Source organism: Paenibacillus mangrovi (assembly GCF_022898935.1).
GTDB lineage: Bacteria > Bacillota > Bacilli > Paenibacillales > Paenibacillaceae > Paenibacillus_AQ > Paenibacillus_AQ mangrovi.
Genome location: NZ_JALIRP010000006.1, coordinates 85792 through 105864, shown reverse-complemented (window position 1 = coordinate 105864; position 20073 = coordinate 85792). Strand labels below are relative to the sequence as shown.

17 protein-coding genes are annotated in these 20073 nt (G+C 52.2%); 4 read left to right on the top strand and 13 right to left on the bottom strand.

Features of this window, described 5'->3' with window-relative positions:
- Nucleotides 1-11: 11 nt before the first annotated feature.
- Nucleotides 12-272, bottom strand: a complete 261-nt coding sequence (locus MUG84_RS15695; RefSeq protein WP_244726287.1) for a YqkE family protein — start codon at nucleotides 270-272, stop codon at nucleotides 12-14.
- Between the two features lie 163 nt (nucleotides 273-435).
- On the opposite strand from MUG84_RS15695, the gene MUG84_RS15690 reads away from it, so the two are divergent.
- Together MUG84_RS15690 and MUG84_RS15685 are read left to right on the top strand one after the other, a co-directional pair.
- Nucleotides 436-1338, top strand: a complete 903-nt coding sequence (locus tag MUG84_RS15690; RefSeq protein WP_244726284.1) for a DMT family transporter — start codon at nucleotides 436-438, stop codon at nucleotides 1336-1338.
- 39 nt (nucleotides 1339-1377) lie between these two features.
- Nucleotides 1378-2172: a Cof-type HAD-IIB family hydrolase gene (locus tag MUG84_RS15685; protein ID WP_244726282.1), complete on the top strand. Its 795-nt coding sequence runs from the start codon at nucleotides 1378-1380 to the stop codon at nucleotides 2170-2172.
- A gap of 100 nt (nucleotides 2173-2272) precedes the next feature.
- Here MUG84_RS15685 and MUG84_RS15680 read toward each other — a convergent pair whose 3' ends face one another.
- The 8 genes from MUG84_RS15680 to MUG84_RS15645 all read right to left on the bottom strand — a co-directional run bounded on the left by MUG84_RS15680 (nucleotide 2273) and on the right by MUG84_RS15645 (nucleotide 10489).
- A complete protein-coding gene (locus MUG84_RS15680; protein WP_244726280.1) occupies nucleotides 2273-3046 on the bottom strand; it encodes an MBL fold metallo-hydrolase in 774 nt (257 codons plus the stop codon).
- 216 nt (nucleotides 3047-3262) lie between these two features.
- Nucleotides 3263-4330, bottom strand: coding sequence for a sulfate ABC transporter substrate-binding protein (locus MUG84_RS15675; protein WP_244726278.1), 1068 nt, complete (start codon nucleotides 4328-4330; stop codon nucleotides 3263-3265).
- 412 nt (nucleotides 4331-4742) lie between these two features.
- Nucleotides 4743-5807: a sulfate/molybdate ABC transporter ATP-binding protein gene (locus tag MUG84_RS15670; protein WP_244726275.1), complete on the bottom strand. Its 1065-nt coding sequence runs from the start codon at nucleotides 5805-5807 to the stop codon at nucleotides 4743-4745.
- A 2-nt stretch (nucleotides 5808-5809) separates the two neighbouring features.
- Nucleotides 5810-6607 carry a sulfate ABC transporter permease subunit gene (locus MUG84_RS15665; RefSeq protein ID WP_244726273.1) on the bottom strand — a complete coding sequence of 266 codons (798 nt, stop codon included), beginning with the start codon at nucleotides 6605-6607 and terminating at the stop codon, nucleotides 5810-5812.
- On the bottom strand, nucleotides 6604-7419 hold the full coding sequence (cysT, locus tag MUG84_RS15660) for a sulfate ABC transporter permease subunit CysT (RefSeq protein WP_244726270.1): 816 nt from the start codon (nucleotides 7417-7419) through the stop codon (nucleotides 6604-6606). The genes MUG84_RS15665 and cysT overlap by 4 nt, the downstream gene beginning before the upstream one ends.
- Before the next feature lie 389 nt (nucleotides 7420-7808).
- On the bottom strand, nucleotides 7809-8393 hold the full coding sequence (locus MUG84_RS15655; protein ID WP_244726268.1) for a TetR/AcrR family transcriptional regulator: 585 nt from the start codon (nucleotides 8391-8393) through the stop codon (nucleotides 7809-7811).
- Between the two features lie 5 nt (nucleotides 8394-8398).
- Nucleotides 8399-9031, bottom strand: coding sequence for a YigZ family protein (locus MUG84_RS15650; protein WP_244726265.1), 633 nt, complete (start codon nucleotides 9029-9031; stop codon nucleotides 8399-8401).
- A 102-nt stretch (nucleotides 9032-9133) separates the two neighbouring features.
- Nucleotides 9134-10489: a glucose-6-phosphate isomerase gene (locus MUG84_RS15645; protein ID WP_244726263.1), complete on the bottom strand. Its 1356-nt coding sequence runs from the start codon at nucleotides 10487-10489 to the stop codon at nucleotides 9134-9136.
- A 290-nt stretch (nucleotides 10490-10779) separates the two neighbouring features.
- On the opposite strand from MUG84_RS15645, the gene MUG84_RS15640 reads away from it, so the two are divergent.
- Nucleotides 10780-11679 (top strand): NAD(P)-dependent oxidoreductase, encoded by a 900-nt coding sequence (locus MUG84_RS15640; RefSeq protein ID WP_244726261.1) that lies wholly within the window; start codon nucleotides 10780-10782, stop codon nucleotides 11677-11679.
- Between the two features lie 87 nt (nucleotides 11680-11766).
- Here MUG84_RS15640 and ppnP read toward each other — a convergent pair whose 3' ends face one another.
- Together ppnP and tkt are read right to left on the bottom strand one after the other, a co-directional pair.
- The gene (gene ppnP, locus MUG84_RS15635) at nucleotides 11767-12084 is read right to left on the bottom strand and encodes a pyrimidine/purine nucleoside phosphorylase (RefSeq protein ID WP_127606979.1); all 318 of its coding nucleotides are present in this window, start codon (nucleotides 12082-12084) and stop codon (nucleotides 11767-11769) included.
- Between the two features lie 54 nt (nucleotides 12085-12138).
- Nucleotides 12139-14157: a transketolase gene (gene tkt / locus MUG84_RS15630; protein ID WP_244726259.1), complete on the bottom strand. Its 2019-nt coding sequence runs from the start codon at nucleotides 14155-14157 to the stop codon at nucleotides 12139-12141.
- Nucleotides 14158-14532: 375 nt separating this feature from the next.
- On the opposite strand from tkt, the gene MUG84_RS15625 reads away from it, so the two are divergent.
- On the top strand, nucleotides 14533-15015 hold the full coding sequence (locus MUG84_RS15625; protein WP_244726257.1) for a hypothetical protein: 483 nt from the start codon (nucleotides 14533-14535) through the stop codon (nucleotides 15013-15015).
- 145 nt (nucleotides 15016-15160) lie between these two features.
- Here MUG84_RS15625 and MUG84_RS15620 read toward each other — a convergent pair whose 3' ends face one another.
- Both MUG84_RS15620 and MUG84_RS15615 read right to left on the bottom strand, forming a co-directional pair.
- Nucleotides 15161-18082, bottom strand: coding sequence for a VWA domain-containing protein (locus MUG84_RS15620; protein ID WP_244726254.1), 2922 nt, complete (start codon nucleotides 18080-18082; stop codon nucleotides 15161-15163).
- Complete coding sequence (locus MUG84_RS15615) at nucleotides 18066-20039, bottom strand: vWA domain-containing protein (protein ID WP_244726251.1); 1974 nt, start codon at nucleotides 20037-20039, stop codon at nucleotides 18066-18068. Before MUG84_RS15615 ends, MUG84_RS15620 begins: the two co-directional genes overlap by 17 nt.
- Between the last annotated feature and the right edge of the window lie 34 nt (nucleotides 20040-20073).

Sequence of the window (20073 nt, the reverse complement as noted above, 5' to 3'; positions counted from 1 at the left end):
CGTCCCCAATGTTATTTATATTTTTTCCAGTCCATGCCGCTGTTCTCCAGCAGATATTCGAAGTCGTTGTCGCGTCGTTTTTGCTCGGCTTTGCGCTCTTCCTCCGCTTTTTTCAGCTGCGCTTCCTTCTTCTGCTGCTCCTCCGCTTTCAGCTCTTCCGACTGCTGCTTCAGCTTATTCAGAACATCGCTGCTCAGAAGATCCTTCAGGGTGGCCGGCTTGTCCGCCGCCTGCGGCTTCACGGCCGCTTCCTGTCTTCTTTTCTTGGCCATATGATCAACTCCGTTTCCCCCATATTATAGCAGGTTTAACGTATGGCGTCAGGTATACCAGCAGCAATATTTCCTTGTCCGCTCTCCGGATTTGCGATACAATTTGGTCACTTGCTTCAAGAACAGTGCAATATTCTCGCTTATCATGAAAGGAATGACCTCATTGAATCGCTCTCGTCTCGCCGATCTCAGTCTGCTCCTTGTCGCCCTAATGTGGGGATGCACCTTTCTAATCGTACAGAATGCGGTCAGAGTGCTGCCTCCGCTTGCTTTTAACGGCATCCGCTTCATAGGCGCGGCCATTTTGCTGGCTTTGATCATCACCGTTTTTTACCGCGGCCAGTGGCGGACCATCAATCGCCGGATGCTGCTGCATTCCTGCCTGCTGGGCCTTTTTTTGTTTATGGGCTATGCTTTTCAAACAGTAGGCCTGCTGTACACCACCACCTCCAACACCGGCTTTATCACAGGACTATCGGTGGTTCTGGTACCTTTTCTCGCCCTCATCCTGCTGAAGCATCCGATCTCACGTTTCACCTGGCTGAGCGCGGTTCTGGCAGCCTTCGGATTATATCTGCTAACTTTTGCAGGTTCGACGCTTGTGTTTAACAAAGGGGATTTCCTCGTCTTCCTGTGCGCGATCGCTTTTGCACTACATATCGCTTATACCGGCATTTTCGCGCCGCAATATCCCGCACTGCCGCTGGCTGCGCTGCAAATGGCCGTAGTCGGCATTCTCAGCTGCCTCGGCTCAATGCTGTTCGAAGATGTAGGTCCCATCGCTCAAACGATGGATCGGCTGGCGCAACCGGAGGTTCTATGGGCGCTTCTCGTATCGATCGGACCCACCAGCGCATTCGCATTCTGGATTCAGACCGTCTGCCAAAAGTACACCAGCCCATCCCGTGTGGCCGTCATTTTTGCGATGGAACCCGTTTTCGCTGCGCTGACCGGCGTTTGGTTCGGCGGGGAAACCCTCGGAATAGAGGCTGGCATCGGCTGCTTATGTATTTTTACAGGAATGATCCTGGCCGAATTGAAATCTGCGTCGCGTACGGTACAATAGAGTAACTAAACATTAGAGAGAAAAGGGAGAGAGACAACCATGTACAAACTGATTGCCATCGACATCGATGATACGCTGATCAACGACGACAAGGAAGTAACACCTGCCACGCAGCAGGCTCTTGAGCAAGCGGTAGCTAAAGACGTAGTCGTAACGCTGGCCACCGGACGTGCGTACGCATCAGCCCAGGCCATTGCCCGCCAAACCGGTCTGAACGTGCCAATTATTACGTACCAGGGCGCTTTGATCAAGAATCTGATGGACGAAAAAGTGCTCTACGAGCGCTATGTGCCTAAGCATGCCGCTCATAAAATATTCGAATACTGCATCGAGCATGACCTGCACCTGCAGGTGTATATCGATGATAAGCTGTATGCACGTGAGGAAAATCAGAAGCTCATCGATTACTGCGAGCTGAACCGGACGCCTTATTATGTCGAACCGGATTTTCAGAAGCTGATTGAACAAAAAACACCTAAAATGCTGATCATCGACGATCCGGAATATTTGGACAAGCTGATTCCTGTCTTCCGTGAGCTGCTTGGCAGCGAAGTGCATATTACTAAGTCCAAACCTCACTTCCTAGAGATCATGCACAGCGAAGGCACCAAAGGACATGCCCTGACCTTCCTTGCGAAGCATTTTGACGTGGATATGTCAGAAACGATGGCACTTGGCGACTCCTGGAACGACCATGAGATGCTGGAAGCTGCAGGACTCGGTGTAGCCATGGGCAACGCTATTCAGGCACTGAAGGACATTGCGGACTACGTGACGCTTAGCAATAATGAGGACGGCGTGAAGGCCGCGATCGAGAAGTTTGTGCTCTCATAGAATCTACAGCCGCTTGAAAACTCTGTTTTAACTTAAAAAGACATCCGAAGCGCAGGTTTACCTGAACTTGTCCGGGTGTCTTTTTGCATGAAATCCTAACCTAATACCCTAATTCCACTTTCATTCCCGTACGTGCCAGCGTCACTTGGGTCGGAAGCGAGTACCCCGCATTAAGGTCAACATCATGGGACATATGCGTATAGATGGCTTTTACCGGCTGTACCTCATTCAGCAGCTCCGCCGCTTCCCGCATGTCATACACCGAGCGCTTCGAGTATTCGGCCGTTTCATGATAAAAGCTTGTGCCAAGCACCAGCAGATCCAGATCATGCAGCGGCTTTTTCTCTTCCTCGTTCAAACCGATCGAATCGGAGCAGTACACCCAGCGGTATCCGTTTTTCTCCAAACGGTAGGCATAGGCGTAGCCATTCGCACCGTGGCAGACCCTCCAGCCGGAGATTTCCCAGCCGCCCAGCACGATTCCATCATCCACCGCTGTCATTTTCATATGCTTTTCGAGCCACGGGAACTGCTTCAGGATCGTATCAATGACTTCCTGCGGCGCGTAGAGTTCACCTTTCCGCCCCAGCCAGCGGCAGGCATCGGCCCACTCGGGAAGGCCGCCGATATGGTCGAAGTGAGCATGAGTGACCAGTATCTTTTCGGCAAAACGTATGCCCTGCATCTCCATCTGGCTGCGCCAATCCGGTCCGCAATCAATCAGAAAATCCCCGTCCTGCCCCTGAATCATCACCAGCGAACGCAAGCGGCGATTGCTTCCGTTCAGTCTGGTTTCCATGCATACTGTACAATCACAGTAAACCCGCGGCACTCCCATCGCATCGCCGGTTCCCAAGAAAACAAGTGTATCCATAACGGTTTCTCCTTCCAAACTTGAACATTCTTATGATTTATTGTATCACGCAGCGATAACGAGTGCCTGTCTTCCCTGCCTTAGGCGCGCAGCAAAAAAAGGATCTGCCTTGTCAGACAAATCCTTAAGATCTCTTTTTTCATGTCCGCAGCTCGGACTCCGCACATTCGACTATCCATGCCATTTCCGTCTGCATATAGTCTGTATACACCCTGGTTACAATCCCGCAAGCACCTGGTACCATACTCCTTTCTTGGAATACAGGGTTTTACGCACCTCGTCCCAGCCGCCCAGATAGGATATATCGAACTGACCTGAAGGAACCTCGAAGCGACTTGCATTCGCCTGAAAAACCTCATCATTCACGGGCCGGAAGCCGTAATCGGCAAACACCGTCTGCGCTTCCTTTCCCCGGAGAAATTCAACAAAAGCCTCTGCGACCTTGCGGGTGCCATGCTGATCCGCGTACTTATCCACTACCACTGCGGGATTTTCAATCTTGATCGTATATTCGGGAATGACCACGTCATACTTCTTGCCCTGCTTGATACGGGCCAGCAGTTCGTTTTCATAGGTAACCACCACGTCACCGACACCATATTCAAAAGCTGCCATCGATGCTCTTCCGCTCTTGTCCAGCGACTCGACGTTCCGATGCACCTTTTCCAGAAAAGCTTTGGCATATGCCGGGTCCTTCGTCCCCTGCTTCTCCGACAATTTAAGCCCTGCTCCATAGATCGCATTGATATCCCATTGGGCACCGCCTGATGTTTGTGGATTCGGGTACAGCACCTTGACGCCTGGTTTGGTCAAATCCGCGAAGTCATGGATGCCGAGCGGGTTGCCCTCCCGAGTCCCCAGCACGACAATGGAGCGCGTGATCATGCCTTGATCAGGAGCATTCCGCCATTGCTTGCCGACGAGTCCCGCCTTAACCAGCTTGTCGACATCCCCTTCCATCGCGAGCAGCGTCACGTCCGCTTCAAAGCCGCCGATGATCGCCCGCGCCTGGGTTCCGGATGCCTCATAGGACTGCTGGAACTTGACCGTTTGCCCGGTTTTCGCCTTCCATTGCTGCTGAAACTTCGGCAAAATATCCGCGAGCGCGTCCTTGGCGATGCTGTACGCTCCGATGACCAGCGTGACCTCTGTACCGTTTACCGCAGCGGCATCAGCCTTCTTAACAGGCTCCTGACTGCATCCGGATAGGATGCCGGCAAACACCAGAAGGAAGCTGAGCATACCTAATATATACACCATCAACCGGCTAAAGGATCGTTTCATATGCGCTTCCCCCTTATTTAAAAAATGATCGTAACTTAGCGGAGAGGGCGGACTGCTCTGAAGATGCGGAGCGGTTGCCTTAAGTTCTTTCAGGAACTGCTGCTTCGGAAGTACTGAATGTCCCAAGATTTTCACTTAGGAAATGGCTTAACAATAAGCGAAGTAGCGGAGGGGACGGAATCGATCTGAAGAAGCGCCAGCGGTCGCCTTTGTCTCCGAATTTCTACCTCAAGGGAATATAATCAGGAAATTTGGAGACAACAGCGATCGGAAGAACGATCCGTAACCGCAGCGGCCACCTTGCACAATGTTAAGAACTAATTTCAGTATTGAGCCATAAAAGTAGTTCAATTGGAGGCGGGTAGCGCTCGGAAAAGCGATCCGCACACGCAGCATCTACACAGCTCATTTTTTAAATAATGACAGGCATCGGATCGACCTTCAGCCGGTTCTCCTCCATCCAGCTCCGCTCATGATTGAACAGATATGCCCGGTGCACCAACACTTTCACCTGCTGGCCCGGCGTCAGCGCAGGCTTCTCCAGCGAACGGTAGGTCATCAGCTTATGGCTGCCGACCTCCACCTCCACCATCCACTCGCTTCCGCGGAAATGCAGGCGGTGCACGATTCCTTCCTCCGTAACGGATGGCATGCTGAATTCACGCGCATCTCCCACTTCGATATACTCCGGCCGGATCAGCGCACGCGTACCTTCCCCGACTCCTGCCTCCTCAAAGCCCTTCAACTGGGAGACGTCGTCAATCATCGTGGATTCACCGATAAACGAAGCGACAAAAGGCGTTTTCGGCTCCTTGTAAATATCCCAAGGCGTTCCTTTTTGCTCGAGGCGCCCCTGGTTCATAATCATGATTTCATCGGCAACCTCAATCGCTTCATCCTGGTCGTGGGTCACGAAAATGGAGGTGATACCCACACGCTCAATCAGCTCGCGGAGCCAGGAGCGCAACTCCTGCCTGATCTTGGCGTCGATCGCAGCGAACGGCTCATCCAGCAGCAGCAGCTGGGGCTCAGGGGCCAGCGCCCGTGCAAAAGCGACGCGCTGGCGCTGACCACCGGACAGCTGATGAGGATAACGCTTCTCAAAACCCGATAGGCCGGTCAGCTCCACCAGCTCCATGACGCGTTCCTTCAGCGCCGGCTTCGCAACCTTTTTCACTTTGAGCCCGAACGCGATGTTGTCATACACCGTCATATGCTTGAACAGAGCATAGTTTTGAAAAACGAAGCCGATGCCCCGCTCCTGCGGCAGCAGCTGGTTAACCAGCTCGCCATGGAAGAGGATCTCGCCGGCGTCCGGTTGCTCAAGGCCCGCAAGCATCCGCAGGACAGAGGTTTTGCCGCCCCCGCTAGGACCCAAAAGCCCGATCAGGTGGCCTTTCGCAATCTCAAAGCTGACATCCTTGACGGCATGAAAATCGCCAAAATGCTTGTTTAAACCGCGAACCTCAATATGCATTGTCAGTGCACTCCCCTTCTCTTTTTCGCCCATTCCATCATCAGCATGAGTCCGATCGAAAACGCAGCAAGTACCAATGCCGCTCCGTTGGCCGAGGTTACGTTAAAATTCTCAACATCCTGATAGATCAGCGTCGTTGCGGTCTGGGTGCGGTTGATAATGTTGCCGGAGACCACCAGCACCGCACCGAACTCACCGAGCGCCCGAGCAATCGTCAGCACCACACCATAAATGACCGCCCAGCGGATCGAAGGCCAGGTGACCTTCCAGAACGTTGTCCAGCTGTAAGCTCCGAGCGTTGAAGCCGCTTCCTCCTGCTGAGTGCCGATTTCCTGCAGCACAGGCATCACTTCGCGCACCATCAGCGGAAAAGTCACGAACAGCGTCGCAATGACCATGCCCGGAAACGCATATACGATTTTGAATCCGATTTGTTCGAAAAATACCCCTGCCGTACTTCCCGGACCCAGCAGCAGTACAATCATCAGCCCGCCAATGATAGGTGACACCGCATATGGCAGGTCAACGATGCTGTTGAGCAGTCGCCTTACCCCCCGGCTCATCCAGGTGCCGCGCACCAGATAGACCGCCGTCATCATGCCGAGCAGCGTATTCAGCAGCGTTACCGTTACGACGACAAGCGCCGTCATCATAAAAGCATGCAATGCCTCCGGACGGGACAATGCCGCGCCAAGCTCGCCAAGTCCACCGCTGAAGGCGGCCACCGTCATTTTGCCGAGTGGAATGATCAGGAGCAAGGTAAACACCGCATAAGTGAGAGTGATCCATAGCTTGTTCATTGGCTTTTCCCCCGTGTCTGTACCCAGTTCACAACCCAAAGAATGACAAAGGATAGCGTCAGCAAAAGCACGGATACCGCAGCCGCTCCCGCCGTATTATCACTTTCAACCTCGCCGTAAATATAAACCGAAGCGACCAGAGTCCGTCCCGGAATATTCCCAGCAACCAGCACGACCGCCCCAAATTCGGCGAGCGCCCTGGAGAAAGCCAGCATCCCTCCGCTTAAAATACCAGGCAGCATCGAAGGGAGAACCACCTGGAAGAAGACCCTTACGCCTGAAGCGCCAAGCGTTTTTGCCGCCTCCTCCTCGGACGGATCAATTTCCTCCAGCAGCGGCTGAACCGCGCGGATCACGAACGGAAAGGTTACGAACACCATCGCGATAATCATGGCCGGTGAATGAAATACAATTTCGAATCCCAAGGCTCCGGCGGCTTTACCGACCCAGCTTGCGGGTCCCAGCAGCAGCAGGATCATAAGTCCTCCTACCGCGGTAGGCAGTGCGAAAGGCAAATCCACCAGACTGTTCAGCAGCGATCTTCCGGGAAAACGGCAGCGTACCAGCACCCACCCGATCATGGTACCGAGCAGCATATTCACGATAGCAGCCGTAAGCGCTAAGCGTACGGTCAGAGAAACCGCCTTCCAGGCGATGGGATCCGTGATGCTGTCCACAAATAGCCGCCAGCCTTCGGAGAAGGAATGATAGTACACACCGAGCAAGGGGAGGATTACCAGCAGCAGAAAATAAAGAAGCAGCGTGCTGCGGAACCCCCATGTCCAGCCTTTATGTCGAAGCAATGTATTCATGTGATTCTCCCCCCGCTTTTTCATAAGTCCGGTCACACGCCGATTTTCTTTCATTGACAAAAAAAAATACCATCCGACAATCTTGCAAATTCCTATTTGAATACTTGGTTTTTACTTAAGAGATACTTTACCAAAAACTGTCTGACATCGTCAATATATAAGTTGGGAAGAAGAAAAATTTCGATACTGAGGTTCAATTGGGGATAGAACTGGACACGGCGGGTCGTGTTAAGCTGCATACAACAAAAAAGGCGTTGGGGTTCAGGCAAACCTGCCTATCCCCTACACCATCTAAGCAATGCTTTTACACAATATCAATTCAACGCTATAAAGTACATATTTAACACAAAGAAACGATGAATGCCGCACCCTTACTTGTTTACAAACTGCTACCGCAAGCCTTCACAGCATATTTTCACATGCGTCATCGCTGCGGGTTTGATTTCCTCAAAAGTGACTCTGTCTTGTATGTAATAAGAGATGAAGCCGTGCATAGACAAAAACAGCGTGAGCGGAAGATTCCGGCAGAACTCCTTACCATGTGTTTCCTCGTTCATATAACGGCGCACGATGGACGCGAACAATTCCAGACAGCGCCCCTGCTCCGTCCGGCAGTAGGACAACAGCTCCTCATCCCGGATCATGAACATAATCTCATACTGGTACGGATGATCCAGACCGAAGCGGATAAACTCGATCATCAGCTGCTCCACCTTGGTTAAATCCTGAACAGAAGAAGCCTTGATGACCTTGTTCAGCCGGACCGCTAGATTATTGAAATCCTCCACGACAATGGCGTAAAACAGCTCCGCCTTTTCCTTAAAATGATAGTACAAGGAACCATGACTATAACCTAAATGCTGACCTATACTGCGCATAGAGATGGCCCGGTAGCCCTTTGTGACGAACAAATGTCTGGCTGCTTCCAGAATCCTCTCCCTGGATAACTCCTGTTCCACCGCTCTTCTTGCCATAGACTTTATTCCCCTTCAATAAAATAAAGCTGCTCACCCTCCGTAATCAGGGACTGTCCTTGCGTCAGATCCACCATCCACGACACGAACGCCTCCTTCTCCGCATCGAGCGGCAAGCATTCCAGCGTTACTTTGTCTGTAAAACGTGTCTCCCCCATACGTACCTCTCGGCTACGAAGCTCATTTTCGACCTTGCCTAGCCATGTGTAATCTAATTCTACAAAAATCTGCCGATGAAGTACACGTGTAATCGCTTCACCTGCCTCAATTGCTACTACAGCCCCATCCGTATAGGCACGGATCAGTCCGCCAGCCCCAAGCATAATTCCTCCAAAATATCGCGTAACCACGACCGCCACATTCTTCAGTCCCTGGTTTCGAATAACCTCAAGAATCGGCTTGCCCGCAGTTCCGCTGGGCTCTCCATCATCCGATTGCTTCTGGATCTCATCCCGCTCGCCGATCATATAAGCAAAGCAGTTATGTGTCGCATTCCAGTGTTTTTTCCGGATGTCCTCAATAAAAGCGTTTGCATCTTCCTCGCTCTCTACAGGCATAATATGTCCGATAAAGCGCGACTTCTTGATTACGATTTCTTTTTCCCCGCTCTTACGAACGGTACGGTAGCGTTCTATCATCTCTTAACCCTTTCCCTGATTGGAAAGAAAGCAGTCCCCCCGTATGATCCTGCAACCGGTGAACTGCTTCCTTCTGTCTTATGTCAATTCTAAGAAGTCTTGTTATTCAGAAAGTCTGGCTTCCAGATCCGCCTTTTCTTTTTCATAGCCTGGTTTGCCAAGCAATGCGAACATATTTTTCTTGTAAGCTTCAACGCCTGGCTGGTCGAATGGGTTCACGCCCGACAGATAACCGCTGATGCCGCAAGCTTTTTCAAAGAAATAAACCAGATATCCGAAAGAATAAGGTGTCAGATCAGGCACGGTTACGATCAGGTTCGGAACCTGTCCATCGGTATGTGCCAGCATCGTTCCTTGGAATGCTTTTTTGTTGACAAAGTCCATCGTTTGGCCAGCCAGGAAATTCAGACCGTCCAGATCGTCCGGATCGCTTTCGATCGTAATTTCATGAGGAACCTTGTCCACCTGAATGACGGTTTCGAAAATGTTCCGGCTGCCTTCCTGGATGAATTGTCCCATGGAGTGCAGATCCGTAGAGAAATCAACGGAAGCCGGATAGATACCTTTGTAGTCTTTGCCTTCGCTTTCGCCGAAAAGCTGTTTCCACCATTCCGATACATAGTGCAGGGAAGGCTCATAGTTGACGAGGATTTCAATGGCTTTGCCTTTGCGGTACAGCGCATTACGAACAGCAGCATATTGATACGCCTGGTTTTCGGCAACGTTCGGGCTACTGAATTCCTGGGCCGCATCAGCCGCGCCTTTCATCATGTCTTCGATGTTAATGCCTGCTGTTGCAATTGGCAGAAGACCAACTGCAGTCAGTACGGAATAACGTCCGCCCACGTCATCAGGGATAACAAAGGACTCGTAGCCTTCTTCCGTTGCAAGCTTTTTGAGTGCGCCTTTTGCTTGGTCAGTCGTTGCGTAAATGCGTTTTTTCGCTTCTTCTTTACCGTATTTCTTCTCCAAAGCTGCGCGGAAAATACGGAATGCAATCGCTGGCTCTGTAGTTGTGCCGGATTTGGAAATAACGTTAACGGAGAAGTCCTTGCCTTCCACCAGATCAAGCAAATGAGTAACATATGTCGAGCTGATGTTGTTGCCGGCAAAATAAATTTCAGGCGTTTTACGCTTGTCCTTCGGCAGGTAGTTATAGAAGGAATGCGACAGTGCTTCGATGGCTGCGCGTGCGCCAAGGTAGGAACCGCCGATTCCGATGACGATCAGAACATCAGAGTCGCTTTGAATTTTAGCCGCAGCTTTTTGAATCCGTGCGAACTCTTCTTTATCATATGCAGTCGGCAGGTCGATCCATCCGAGATAGTCGGAACCTGCGCCGGTTTTGTTATGTAGCTGCTCGTGAGCCAGCTTGATCGGTTCCGCAAAATAGTCCACTTCATGCTGGTTGATGAATTCGAGGGCTTTGCTGTAATCAAATTTCAATGGGTTTGACATTTGTCTGTACCTCCTGGTTTCATCTCTACTCTACACTCCAAAAAATAGCTTTAGAATAGGATACTGTAATTTTTTGCTGGTAGCAAGCACGTTGGAAAAAAGTCTATCGGCGTTCATTCAACGGAGTAGGCCCCGTATAGCCGATTTTTTCTTGAGATATCAGGATGCATTTCCAAGAGGTTACACTTTCTGATATCTTTAAAATAGACGAAACATCTGATCTATTGGATCCACACATACTCTTTTTTGAAGCTGTGCGTGATCCTCACTATTTACAGAAAGGTGATCACATGAAAAAGATAGGTTTTATCGGACTGGGAACCATGGGAGCTCCTATGGCGTCCTTACTGCTTCAAAAGGGCTACGAAGTCACCGTATACAACCGCACGGCCTCCAAATGCGAACCGCTCGTTGCCGAAGGCGCAACACCGGCTGCAACTCCGCGTGAAGCTGCCGCAGGCCGCGATGTTGTCATCACGATGGTCAGCAATGACGACTCCATTCGCGAAGTGTACTACGGAGCAGACGGCATCTTGAATTCCCTCGAAAAAGGCATGATTGTCATTGATTCCAGTACCATTTCACCTGGGCTCGTCAAAGAGCTTGCCGTCTCCATTCAGAAGAAGGGCGCCGATTTCCTTGACGCACCGGTCACCGGCAGCAAGCCTGCGGCTATAGACGGGACGCTCGTATTTATGGTCGGAGGCGAAGCTTCCATACTGGAAAGCGTGTCCGATATTTTTGATACCCTTGGTAAAAAGGTCATCCATATGGGTCAAAACGGCAGCGGTTCCGTAGCCAAGCTAGCTCATAATACCATGGTAGGCATCAACAACCTGGCTTTGGCAGAAGGCTTCGCCATTGCCGCTAAATCCGGCATTCCGGCAGACAACTTCCTCGAGCTGGTGCAGCTCGGATCTGCAGGAAGCAAGGCTGCTGATCTAAAAGGCCGCAAAATCATTGAAGCGGATTTCAGCAACCAGTTTTCGCTGGCGCTGATGCTGAAGGACCTGAAGCTTGCCTCCTCCTTGACCGACGGAGCCAGCATCCCTTCTCCGATGCTGAATCTGGCCAAAAGCCTGTTCCAGGCAGGTCAAACCCAAGGTTATGGCGATGAGGATCTGTCGGCCGTAGTCAAATGCTATGAAGCCTGGATCGGACAAACCATCGGCGGCAAGCCGCTGCAATAAGTGTGACCATTATGGATGATAAGAAGGGTAAGATTGCCGAAGCGGCAGTCTTACCCTTTTTCATGTATACATTTTTTGAGAATTCCTTTATTCCGCCGGATAGGAGCAACAATAATCTGTTACGCTGAACACTTCCAGAGCGAACTTGGAACGGGCAGGCACATGAAAAGTCGCCGATCCGTTAATTTCCTGCCAGGTGTCCTCACCTGGCAGGAGCACTTTAAGCTGACCGGAAAGTATCTCCATGATTTCCGGACCGTCCGTACCGAATTCATAAGTGCCGGGAAGCATAATGCCAAGCGTGACCTTGCTTCCATCTTCCTGGATGACGGTCCGGCTGGTAACCTGACCGTCATAATAAATATTCGCTGCTTTGACAATGGTTGCATTCTTCAATTGCGACATGAATTCTCACGGCTCCTCATCTTCTGGAACTTGATCTATGCAGGAATTAACGTCTTAGAGCAGCGCTTTGACGCGGCTAACAACGTTTTCCACCGTAAATCCGAATTCTTTAATAACAGTGTCGCCAGGAGCGGATGCACCGAATGTTGTAATGCCGAGAATGTCGCCTTTGTCGCCGACGTAACGTTCCCAACCAAAGGTTTGTGCCATTTCGATAGCCAGACGGGCTTTCACGTCAGGGAGAAGAACGGAATCCTTGTAGGCTTGATCCTGCTTCTCGAACAGATCCCAGCTTGGCATACTGATGACGCGCACCTCGATGCCTTCATTGGCGAGTGCTTCCTGAGCTTTGACAGCCAGCTGCACCTCGGAGCCTGTTGCGATGATTTGGGCAACTGGCTTGCCGTTTTTCGCATCGGCTACCACGTATGCACCGCGTTTGATGCCTTCTCTTGCACCGTCAACCGTTCCAGCCAAGATCGGCAGGTTTTGACGAGTGAGTACCAAAGCTACAGGGTTTTCCTTGTTCTCTACGGCATAAGCCCATGCTGCAGAAGTTTCATTGCCGTCAGCCGGACGAATCACAGTCAGACCTGGAATGATACGCAGGGAAGCAAGCTGTTCGATTGGTTCATGGGTTGGTCCGTCTTCACCTACTGCGATACTGTCATGTGTCAGCACATAAGTAACAGGCAGTTTCATGATGGAAGCCAGACGTACCGCTGGACGCAGATAGTCGGTAAACACGAAGAATGTGCCGCCGAATACTTTCACGCCGCCATGCAGCATCATACCGTTCATGGCTGCAGCCATACCGAATTCGCGAACGCCGAAGTAGATGTTGCGGCCTTCACGGCTTTGCGGTGTAAAGTTGCTAACGCCGTTCAGGTGAGTCATAGTGGAGCTTTCAAGGTCGGCAGATCCGCCCATCAGCTGTGGCACATTGTTTACAAGTCCGTTCAGAGCGTTACCGGATGCTACGCGTGTGGATACGGCTTTGTCTTCTACAGCATATTTTGGAAGGTCAGCGTCCCAGCCTTCAGCAAGATCTCCGGCAACGGCTTTATCAAATTGTGCTGCAAGTTCAGGATAAGCTTTTTGATAAGCTGCGTACTGCTCGTTCCATTCCTTGTTCACTTTAATGCCATGCTCTTTGACTTTCGCGAAATGCGCACGCACTTCATCCGGAACGTAGAAGTCTTCTTCGTACACCCAGTTGTAGAATGCTTTGGTCAGTTTGGCTTCTTCAGCACCCAGCGGAGATCCGTGTGTACCGCCATGGCCGCCTTTACCCTGTTTGTTCGGACTGCCGTAACCGATGATGGTTTTGACTTCGATCAGGGTTGGTTTTTCGGTTTCCGCTTGCGCCTCAGCGATCGCTTTTTCGATAGCCGGAAGATCGTTTCCGTCTTCTACGCGCAGCACTTGCCAGCCGTAAGCTTCAAATCGTTTTTGAACATTTTCGGAGAAAGAGAGGTTCAGCTCGCCATCCAGGGAAATGTCGTTAGAATCATAAAGAGCAATCAATTTGCCGAGCTTCAGATGACCAGCCAGGGAAGCTGCTTCGGAAGAAATGCCTTCCATCAGGTCACCGTCGCCGCAAATAGCGTATGTGTAGTGATCAACAACTTTAAATTGATCTTTGTTGTAAGTTCCAGCCAGCTGAGTTTCAGCCATCGCCATACCTACAGCCATAGCGATGCCTTGACCGAGAGGTCCGGTTGTTGCGTCAACGCCGGCAGTATGTCCGAATTCAGGGTGACCTGGAGTCAAGCTGCCCCATTGACGGAACTGTTTCAACTCTTCCATTGGCAGATCATAGCCGCTCAAGTGCAGCAAGCTGTACAGAAGCATGGAGCCGTGTCCTGCGGACAATACGAACCGATCACGGTTGATCCAAGTCGGATTTTCCGGATTGTGGTTCATCGTTTTGGCGAACAATTGGTATCCCATTGGCGCAGAGCCCATTGGCATGCCGGGATGTCCGGATTTCGCCTTTTCGATGGCGTCGATCGCCAACGTACGGATGGTTGCAATCGATAGATTATCGATTGTCTGATTTTTGTCAGTCATGTTTATCCTCCTCAGTCATTCTGGGAATTTAAAATGCGGCAGCGATGCTGCTTCATCTTCCTGATGAAATCAACTACAATGAAACCAAAAGAACGCCCTAAAGCCTTCTCCCGCTTGCGGATTATGAAGAAGCTCCGCTTGAATGTTTCATTTTGACTTATTGTAACACTTGGCTCTCTTCTTTTCCATATCCTTTATCACCATTCCCTGCCGCGAACGTCATTATTCGGCATGGATTGACAGGGTCCAGCAGAACAAAAAAACGTAATCAGCCGCTGTGTAAAGCGGTCACATTCCGAGCAATTTCCCGTGGGTTCCCCACATCATTTGTCAAATTTTTTTGTGACGCACCGAATATTACATGGGAGGTGTCTCTTGGGTAAACGCATCAAACGCCTCGCCTCATTTCCTGGCTTTTGGCTTAGAGGACTGATCTGCGGTTTGGCCGGTGGTTTCATCCTCGGTCTTTTTCTGAGGCTGGTTGAGCAAAATACCGGACATCAGGTATACCGGCTGCTGCTGAATGTAGACTTTATAAGCTTTCTGCCGCCGCATATGCCTGAATGGATTGAGTTTGCCCTGCATATGGTTGTGTCTCTGATTATTGGTCTGCTGTATTCCAGCTGGGTGATGTCCAGCATCAAGCCGCGCCCGCTGCTGAGTGGCCTGATTCTCGGTCTGCTATCCTCGCTGCTGTATTTTCCGCTGGCAGACTTATCTGACCGTGTGCCTTCGCCTAGTGATATGACGGCTTTTGCCTGGTGGCTCACTGGACACTTGCTGTTCGGATTCACGTTATTCGGTGTGGACCAAATGCTGAATCCGCTATATAGAATGGCCCAATCCAAAAGAGCATAGTCCTTATTCCTTAACCGCAATGATAGAGACAGACGGGTTGTGTAAAAAGGACCGTAGATACAGAAAGGCGCGCGATCATTATAGCATCGCGCGCCTTTCTATATTGTTGAAGTATAAGTGCTGTGAGCATTGAAGCTTCACCCGGCTAGCGCGAGTTGCGCTTGCGGGCGGCCAGCAGGCGGTCCATCGCTGCGGACCGCTGCTCTTCCTGCGGCGGCTTAGGCACAGCCGCCGCTTTCTTGCCCGGCTCCGCCACCGACGGCCGGGCTGCCTGCGTCCCGCGCGGCGCGCTTGCGCTTGGCGCCGCCGGGCGGCTCGAAGCCGGACGCTTCGCTCCGGCTTCCTCCCTGGTATCGGCGCGTGCCTGCGGCTGCGCCGATGATGCCGGCGGCGCTGCGGAGCCGCCGCCGTAGAAGGCCGCCGCGCGTTCCTTGCGCGCGGCAAGCCTGCCGAGGCCGGCGTCCGGGGCCAGCGCCCCGCCGGCCGACTGCGGCCGCCTGCGAAGCAGGGCGGCCAGGCGTGTGCCGATCTGGCCCCATGGGAGGGCCAGTCGGCGCACCGCGATATCGGCGACCCAGAGAATCAGGGCCGCCGCTAGCAGCGCGTAGCTGAGATCATGCTGCTCGCGGGTAGGGCGCGGAGGCGCAGCGAACAGTTGCTCCGGCTTATCCCAAGATAGGACGCGTCCGCCAGTCATCGCAGCGAGACGTTCCAGCTCCTGCTTCGCGTCCCCCGATTCAATCCGATATTCCGGAGAATAAGGGACGATCAGCCCGCTTGGCATGGCTACGCTTTTGCCCGTGCTGTCCTGAAGCGACATCAGGAAGGAGCCTGGCTGGTCCACCGTGATCTCGCCGCTGTAGCTTCCCGGCGATTCCTGCACCAAATCCACGGTGGTTGGCTGCAGCTGATCTCCGGTCACTACGGCCTGCAGCTGCTCCGGTCCGTTTCCTGCGGCCGCACTCACTTCAAACCGGACCTTATTGCCTTCCACCTGCGTTTTCACTTCATAAGGCGAAGCGGTAAACTGCGGAAAGGTCCATTTCACCATCTGCGTCAGCACGTTCGAAAAGGCAGGCCAAGACACCCAATCCTTGGACCATTTTCCCATCATATCGCTCGTCCAGGCCACCGTCCGGCCAGATCCGTACTGCCAGCGGGCCAGCAGCGGGTCCGGCTCTGGACTCGAAAGCACCGTCTGGGCACCCGGTTTTGCCGTTGTAGCGACGTAGCCGTAGATTTGCGGCACACCGTTATCGAATAGTTTTCCCCAGTCGCCTGCATCCTGCAGGGCCGGAGTAAACGGCTTATCGACAATATAGGATTTCGAGATCATGGCGGCTTCGCGGCTGAAAATAGCAGGAATCGTCGACTCATCCTGGGCCATATAAAACCGGCCTTTGGCTCCCTCGGCAAGGCTCTGCAGCAGATTCACGTCCGCATCTGTGCCCACGGCCACGGTGGACATCGTGATTTTTTCGTCCACCATCTGCGTAAGCAAATCCCCGTATCCATTATTTCCGGCAGACTGGCCGTCTGTCATCAGGATAATATGCTTGCGCTGAGCCTGAACCTTGAGCATCTCCTCGACCGCCGCAGCTGCCGCCGGATAGATATCCGTCCCGCCATCACTTTGGATGGATCGGATCTGTTCAATGACCTCTTGCTTTTTATTATCGAGCTTCAACGGCGGCACAACCCACCAGTTGGTAGAATCGAAAGCAAGAACCCCCACGGTATCCTTGGGGCGCAGCATTTCTACGGTACGGATGGCGGCTTCCTTGGCCATCTCCATCTTGTCTCCGGACATACTGCCGGAACGGTCGATCACAAGAATCAGCCCCAGCGAAGGAATTTGTCTTTTTCCCTCCAGCTCTATGGAGACCGGCAAAGCTCTCTCGATCGGCGTCTTAAAATATCCGCCCATGCCGTAGCTGTCCTCGCCGCCGACCATCATAAAGCCGATGCCGTAGCTTTTCACGGCCTGTTCAATCATTTCCATGCGGCGCTCGCCAACCTGATCGCCTGATACGTTGTTGAAAATAATCGAGTCATATGCGGCATATTTAGCCATTTCATTCGGCAGCAGCTCCGGGCTCGGCATCACTTCATACTGCACCAGTCCGGACGAAAGGGCGGAGGTAATATTCGCAGACGTCCCTTTCTTGCCTTCGACGATCAGCACTTTCGGTGGGCCGTCAACCCGAGTAAACGCATAGCCGGCATTGTTAGCTGACTGCTGATCGCCTTCCATGAAAATTTCGGCACGGTATCGGTGCAGCCCCGTGGCTTTAGCCAATGCCTTAACGGCGTAGCGGTTCTCGCCTGCCGCAATATCCACCGTTTGTCTGCCGATTTCACGGCTGTCCTCATAAAGCCTCAGTTCTCCCCGCCCTTTATAAGTACTCTGCACGAGCACTTCGATGGAAAAGGATTCTGCCTGATAGAGCTTCTGGGGCACGCTCACTTCATCTACCGACACATCCTGCAGCTGCTTCGAAGGCGACTGCAGCACATCGACAGGGATCCCCTGATCCTTCAGCATCCGGCCGGCTGCCAGCATGCTGCCGACATTTTCCTTGCCGTCGCTGATCAGCACAATCCGGGAATCGGATCGTCCGTCAAGAAGATTACCCGCCAACATGAGTCCAGATTCCAGGTTACTGAAATCAGGGTTCTGCGCCGCATTCAGATGCAAGCTTTGCGGCAAATGGTCCAGCAGCTTCTGTTCGTAGGAAGCCTGCAGCGAAGAGGATACGATCCCAACGGAGTCCTTCTCTTTTTTTGCGGCTGCGGATTGAAGTATCCATTCCTCTGAATGCTCCTTCTCCGGCATGCTTGCGGACCTGTCTACCACATAGACAACCTTTTTCTGCTCAAGAACGGTATAAGACTCTAAACCTGAAATGGCGAGTACCAACAGCAGCATTATGGCAGAGCGGAGGATGATTGCTACGGTTTTCCGCGCCCCGGATAGCCGAAAATCGGACCTGTACGCGTAAAACATAAGCGCTGCCAGCGGAATGAGCAGAAGCAGCAGCCAGGGGTGACTAAATTGAACGCCCACGCTGATACACCCCCCACTCCACTAAAATAATGAGCAGCACTAACCCGGCAAGCAGCAGCGTCAGCGGTATCTTGCTTTGATCTCCGCCGGGGTTGCTTTTGACTGAAGCCGTTTCGGAAGCTGAAGCTACAGTCGTTTCTCCATCGCCTGCATTTTTTCCTATGGCATCCAGATTCGTGTTTACTTTGTCCCACTGCGCTTCATACGGATCGGCTGCGGATTCGGTGAGATACTCCATTCTTTTCCCCTCACTGTTCACCTGTTCAAAAGCATACAGGCCCGGAATTGTCGGAACCTGCTGCAAAGCGCTAATTCCCTTCTCCCCGGTTTCCGCCTCCAGATTTTGTACCTTCATCGCTTTGGCCATGCCGTCTTTAGCAACCCAGCGAGCCGAAACGGTATCCGCAGCGACCGGAATTTCGATTCGCGATCCCGCCGTAAACCGTCCGAGGCTTTTCCCGCCGCTTTCCGTCAGCCAGGATACCGCTTCATGAACCACAATCGGAAATTCCGATGACAGTGGAAAATCCGTTTCCTGCAAGTTAAACAGGAAGGATAACCGCGGCTCACCGTTTTCGGTACCCGCAATGATCGCCGGGTGATTGTCAATGTTGACAATCGGCACGGCCCAATCCGGAAGCTTCTGCTCCAGTACACTGCCGATATATACGCCGCTATAGCTCACATAACGGTTTACCGGATGGCTGACGAGCTTGGGCTGAGCGCCGTTTACGGCAATTTCGCTTCCTCCGCCTCCAAGCGTCCACACCGGCGTACGGTCGAGAAGCTTTTTCCATTCTCCTTGGGACATAAAGGACGGAGCTGCTCCATCGATAACGACTAAATCCGGCTTCTTCTCCGGTACGGCTGTCTCGCCGGACTGGTCAGGAGACTTATTTTCGCCTACCTCAGGCAGGGTCATTTTAACCACCTCGGCGCCTGTCAGCTGAAGTCCCTTTTCCAGAAACAGATTGCCTGGGGTGATCAGAAGGATCCGGGGAGTATTGGTGGATTGCGAAAATGCGTAGGCCTCATTATCCGCTGCATAATCGTCATTGCCCTCCAGTTCTGCCTTATACACCTCTGCTCCTGGTAAAGCCTGAAACGTTAACGTCGCAGATGCCCCCGGCTTGATCTCAGTAGATGCCGTTTTCAGCAGCTTACCGTCCCCATATATGTTTAACTCCGTAGACTTAGCGGCCTCGCTGTTATTTTTCACAACCGCAACGGCTGTGGCTCCGCCCAGCTCGTCCTTCACGCCAAATTGCTGCAAGGTGAGATTAAAGCCCTTTTCGGAATCCACCTTCATGACTCTCACTGGAGCCTGAAACGGAATAGATGAAGGATTCCCTTTCCATTGGCCATCGGTAAATACAACAACCTCCGCATCCGTTTCTTCACGGGTTAAAGCCGAAGCCAGCGATAGCGTTTCATCATAAGAAGCCTTGCCAAAATAAGCTTGAAGCGAATCTATTGCCTCGGCAGCACGGCTGTGGTCCTTCTCCCGGGAAATGATCACATTCGGTTCCACATTCATGCTGAGCAGTGTGATTTCGCTGTTTTTCGCTTCCCGTTTGATATAGTCTTTCATCTCCTGCTTCATCTGCTCGAGCCTCTCCTTGGAGGCCTGTCCAGATGCCGCATTTGTGACTGCACTCATGCTTCCGGATGTATCCGCCACCAGAACGACATGCTCCTTTCCGCCGCCGGAAGTCCACAAGAAGGGTTGCATCAATGCAAACACAAGAAGAGCAGCGGCAAGCAGCTGAAGCCACAGGAGGAGCCTGTTTTGCAGCTTCTGCCACGGACGGTTGGCCTCCTGATTCTTCAGTACCCTCTGCCATAGCAGATGGCTCGGCACTTTGGTGTCAAGAAATTTACGTTTCAGCAGATACATAGCCAAAATCACCGGTATACTCAGTCCGAACCAAAGCCCGAGCCATGAACCGATTCCCACTCAGATCCCTCCTTCCTCCCTACGTACTCGAATC

Bases quoted from the DNA above. Each gene is read 5' to 3' on its own strand.
- MUG84_RS15695 (WP_244726287.1), bottom strand. From the start codon at position 272: ATGGCCAAGAAAAGAAGACAGGAAGCGGCCGTGAAGCCGCAGGCGGCG.
- MUG84_RS15685 (WP_244726282.1), top strand. From the start codon at position 1,378: ATGTACAAACTGATTGCCATCGACATCGATGATACGCTGATCAACGAC.
- MUG84_RS15680 (WP_244726280.1), bottom strand. From the start codon at position 3,046: ATGGATACACTTGTTTTCTTGGGAACCGGCGATGCGATGGGAGTGCCG.
- MUG84_RS15645 (WP_244726263.1), bottom strand. From the start codon at position 10,489: ATGTCAAACCCATTGAAATTTGATTACAGCAAAGCCCTCGAATTCATC.
- MUG84_RS15675 (WP_244726278.1), bottom strand. From the start codon at position 4,330: ATGAAACGATCCTTTAGCCGGTTGATGGTGTATATATTAGGTATGCTC.
- MUG84_RS15670 (WP_244726275.1), bottom strand. From the start codon at position 5,807: ATGCATATTGAGGTTCGCGGTTTAAACAAGCATTTTGGCGATTTTCAT.
- MUG84_RS15665 (WP_244726273.1), bottom strand. From the start codon at position 6,607: ATGAACAAGCTATGGATCACTCTCACTTATGCGGTGTTTACCTTGCTC.
- MUG84_RS15655 (WP_244726268.1), bottom strand. From the start codon at position 8,393: ATGGCAAGAAGAGCGGTGGAACAGGAGTTATCCAGGGAGAGGATTCTG.
- ppnP (WP_127606979.1), bottom strand. From the start codon at position 12,084: ATGTCGCAATTGAAGAATGCAACCATTGTCAAAGCAGCGAATATTTAT.
- MUG84_RS15650 (WP_244726265.1), bottom strand. From the start codon at position 9,031: ATGATAGAACGCTACCGTACCGTTCGTAAGAGCGGGGAAAAAGAAATC.
- MUG84_RS15640 (WP_244726261.1), top strand. From the start codon at position 10,780: ATGAAAAAGATAGGTTTTATCGGACTGGGAACCATGGGAGCTCCTATG.
- tkt (WP_244726259.1), bottom strand. From the start codon at position 14,157: ATGACTGACAAAAATCAGACAATCGATAATCTATCGATTGCAACCATC.
- cysT (WP_244726270.1), bottom strand. From the start codon at position 7,419: ATGAATACATTGCTTCGACATAAAGGCTGGACATGGGGGTTCCGCAGC.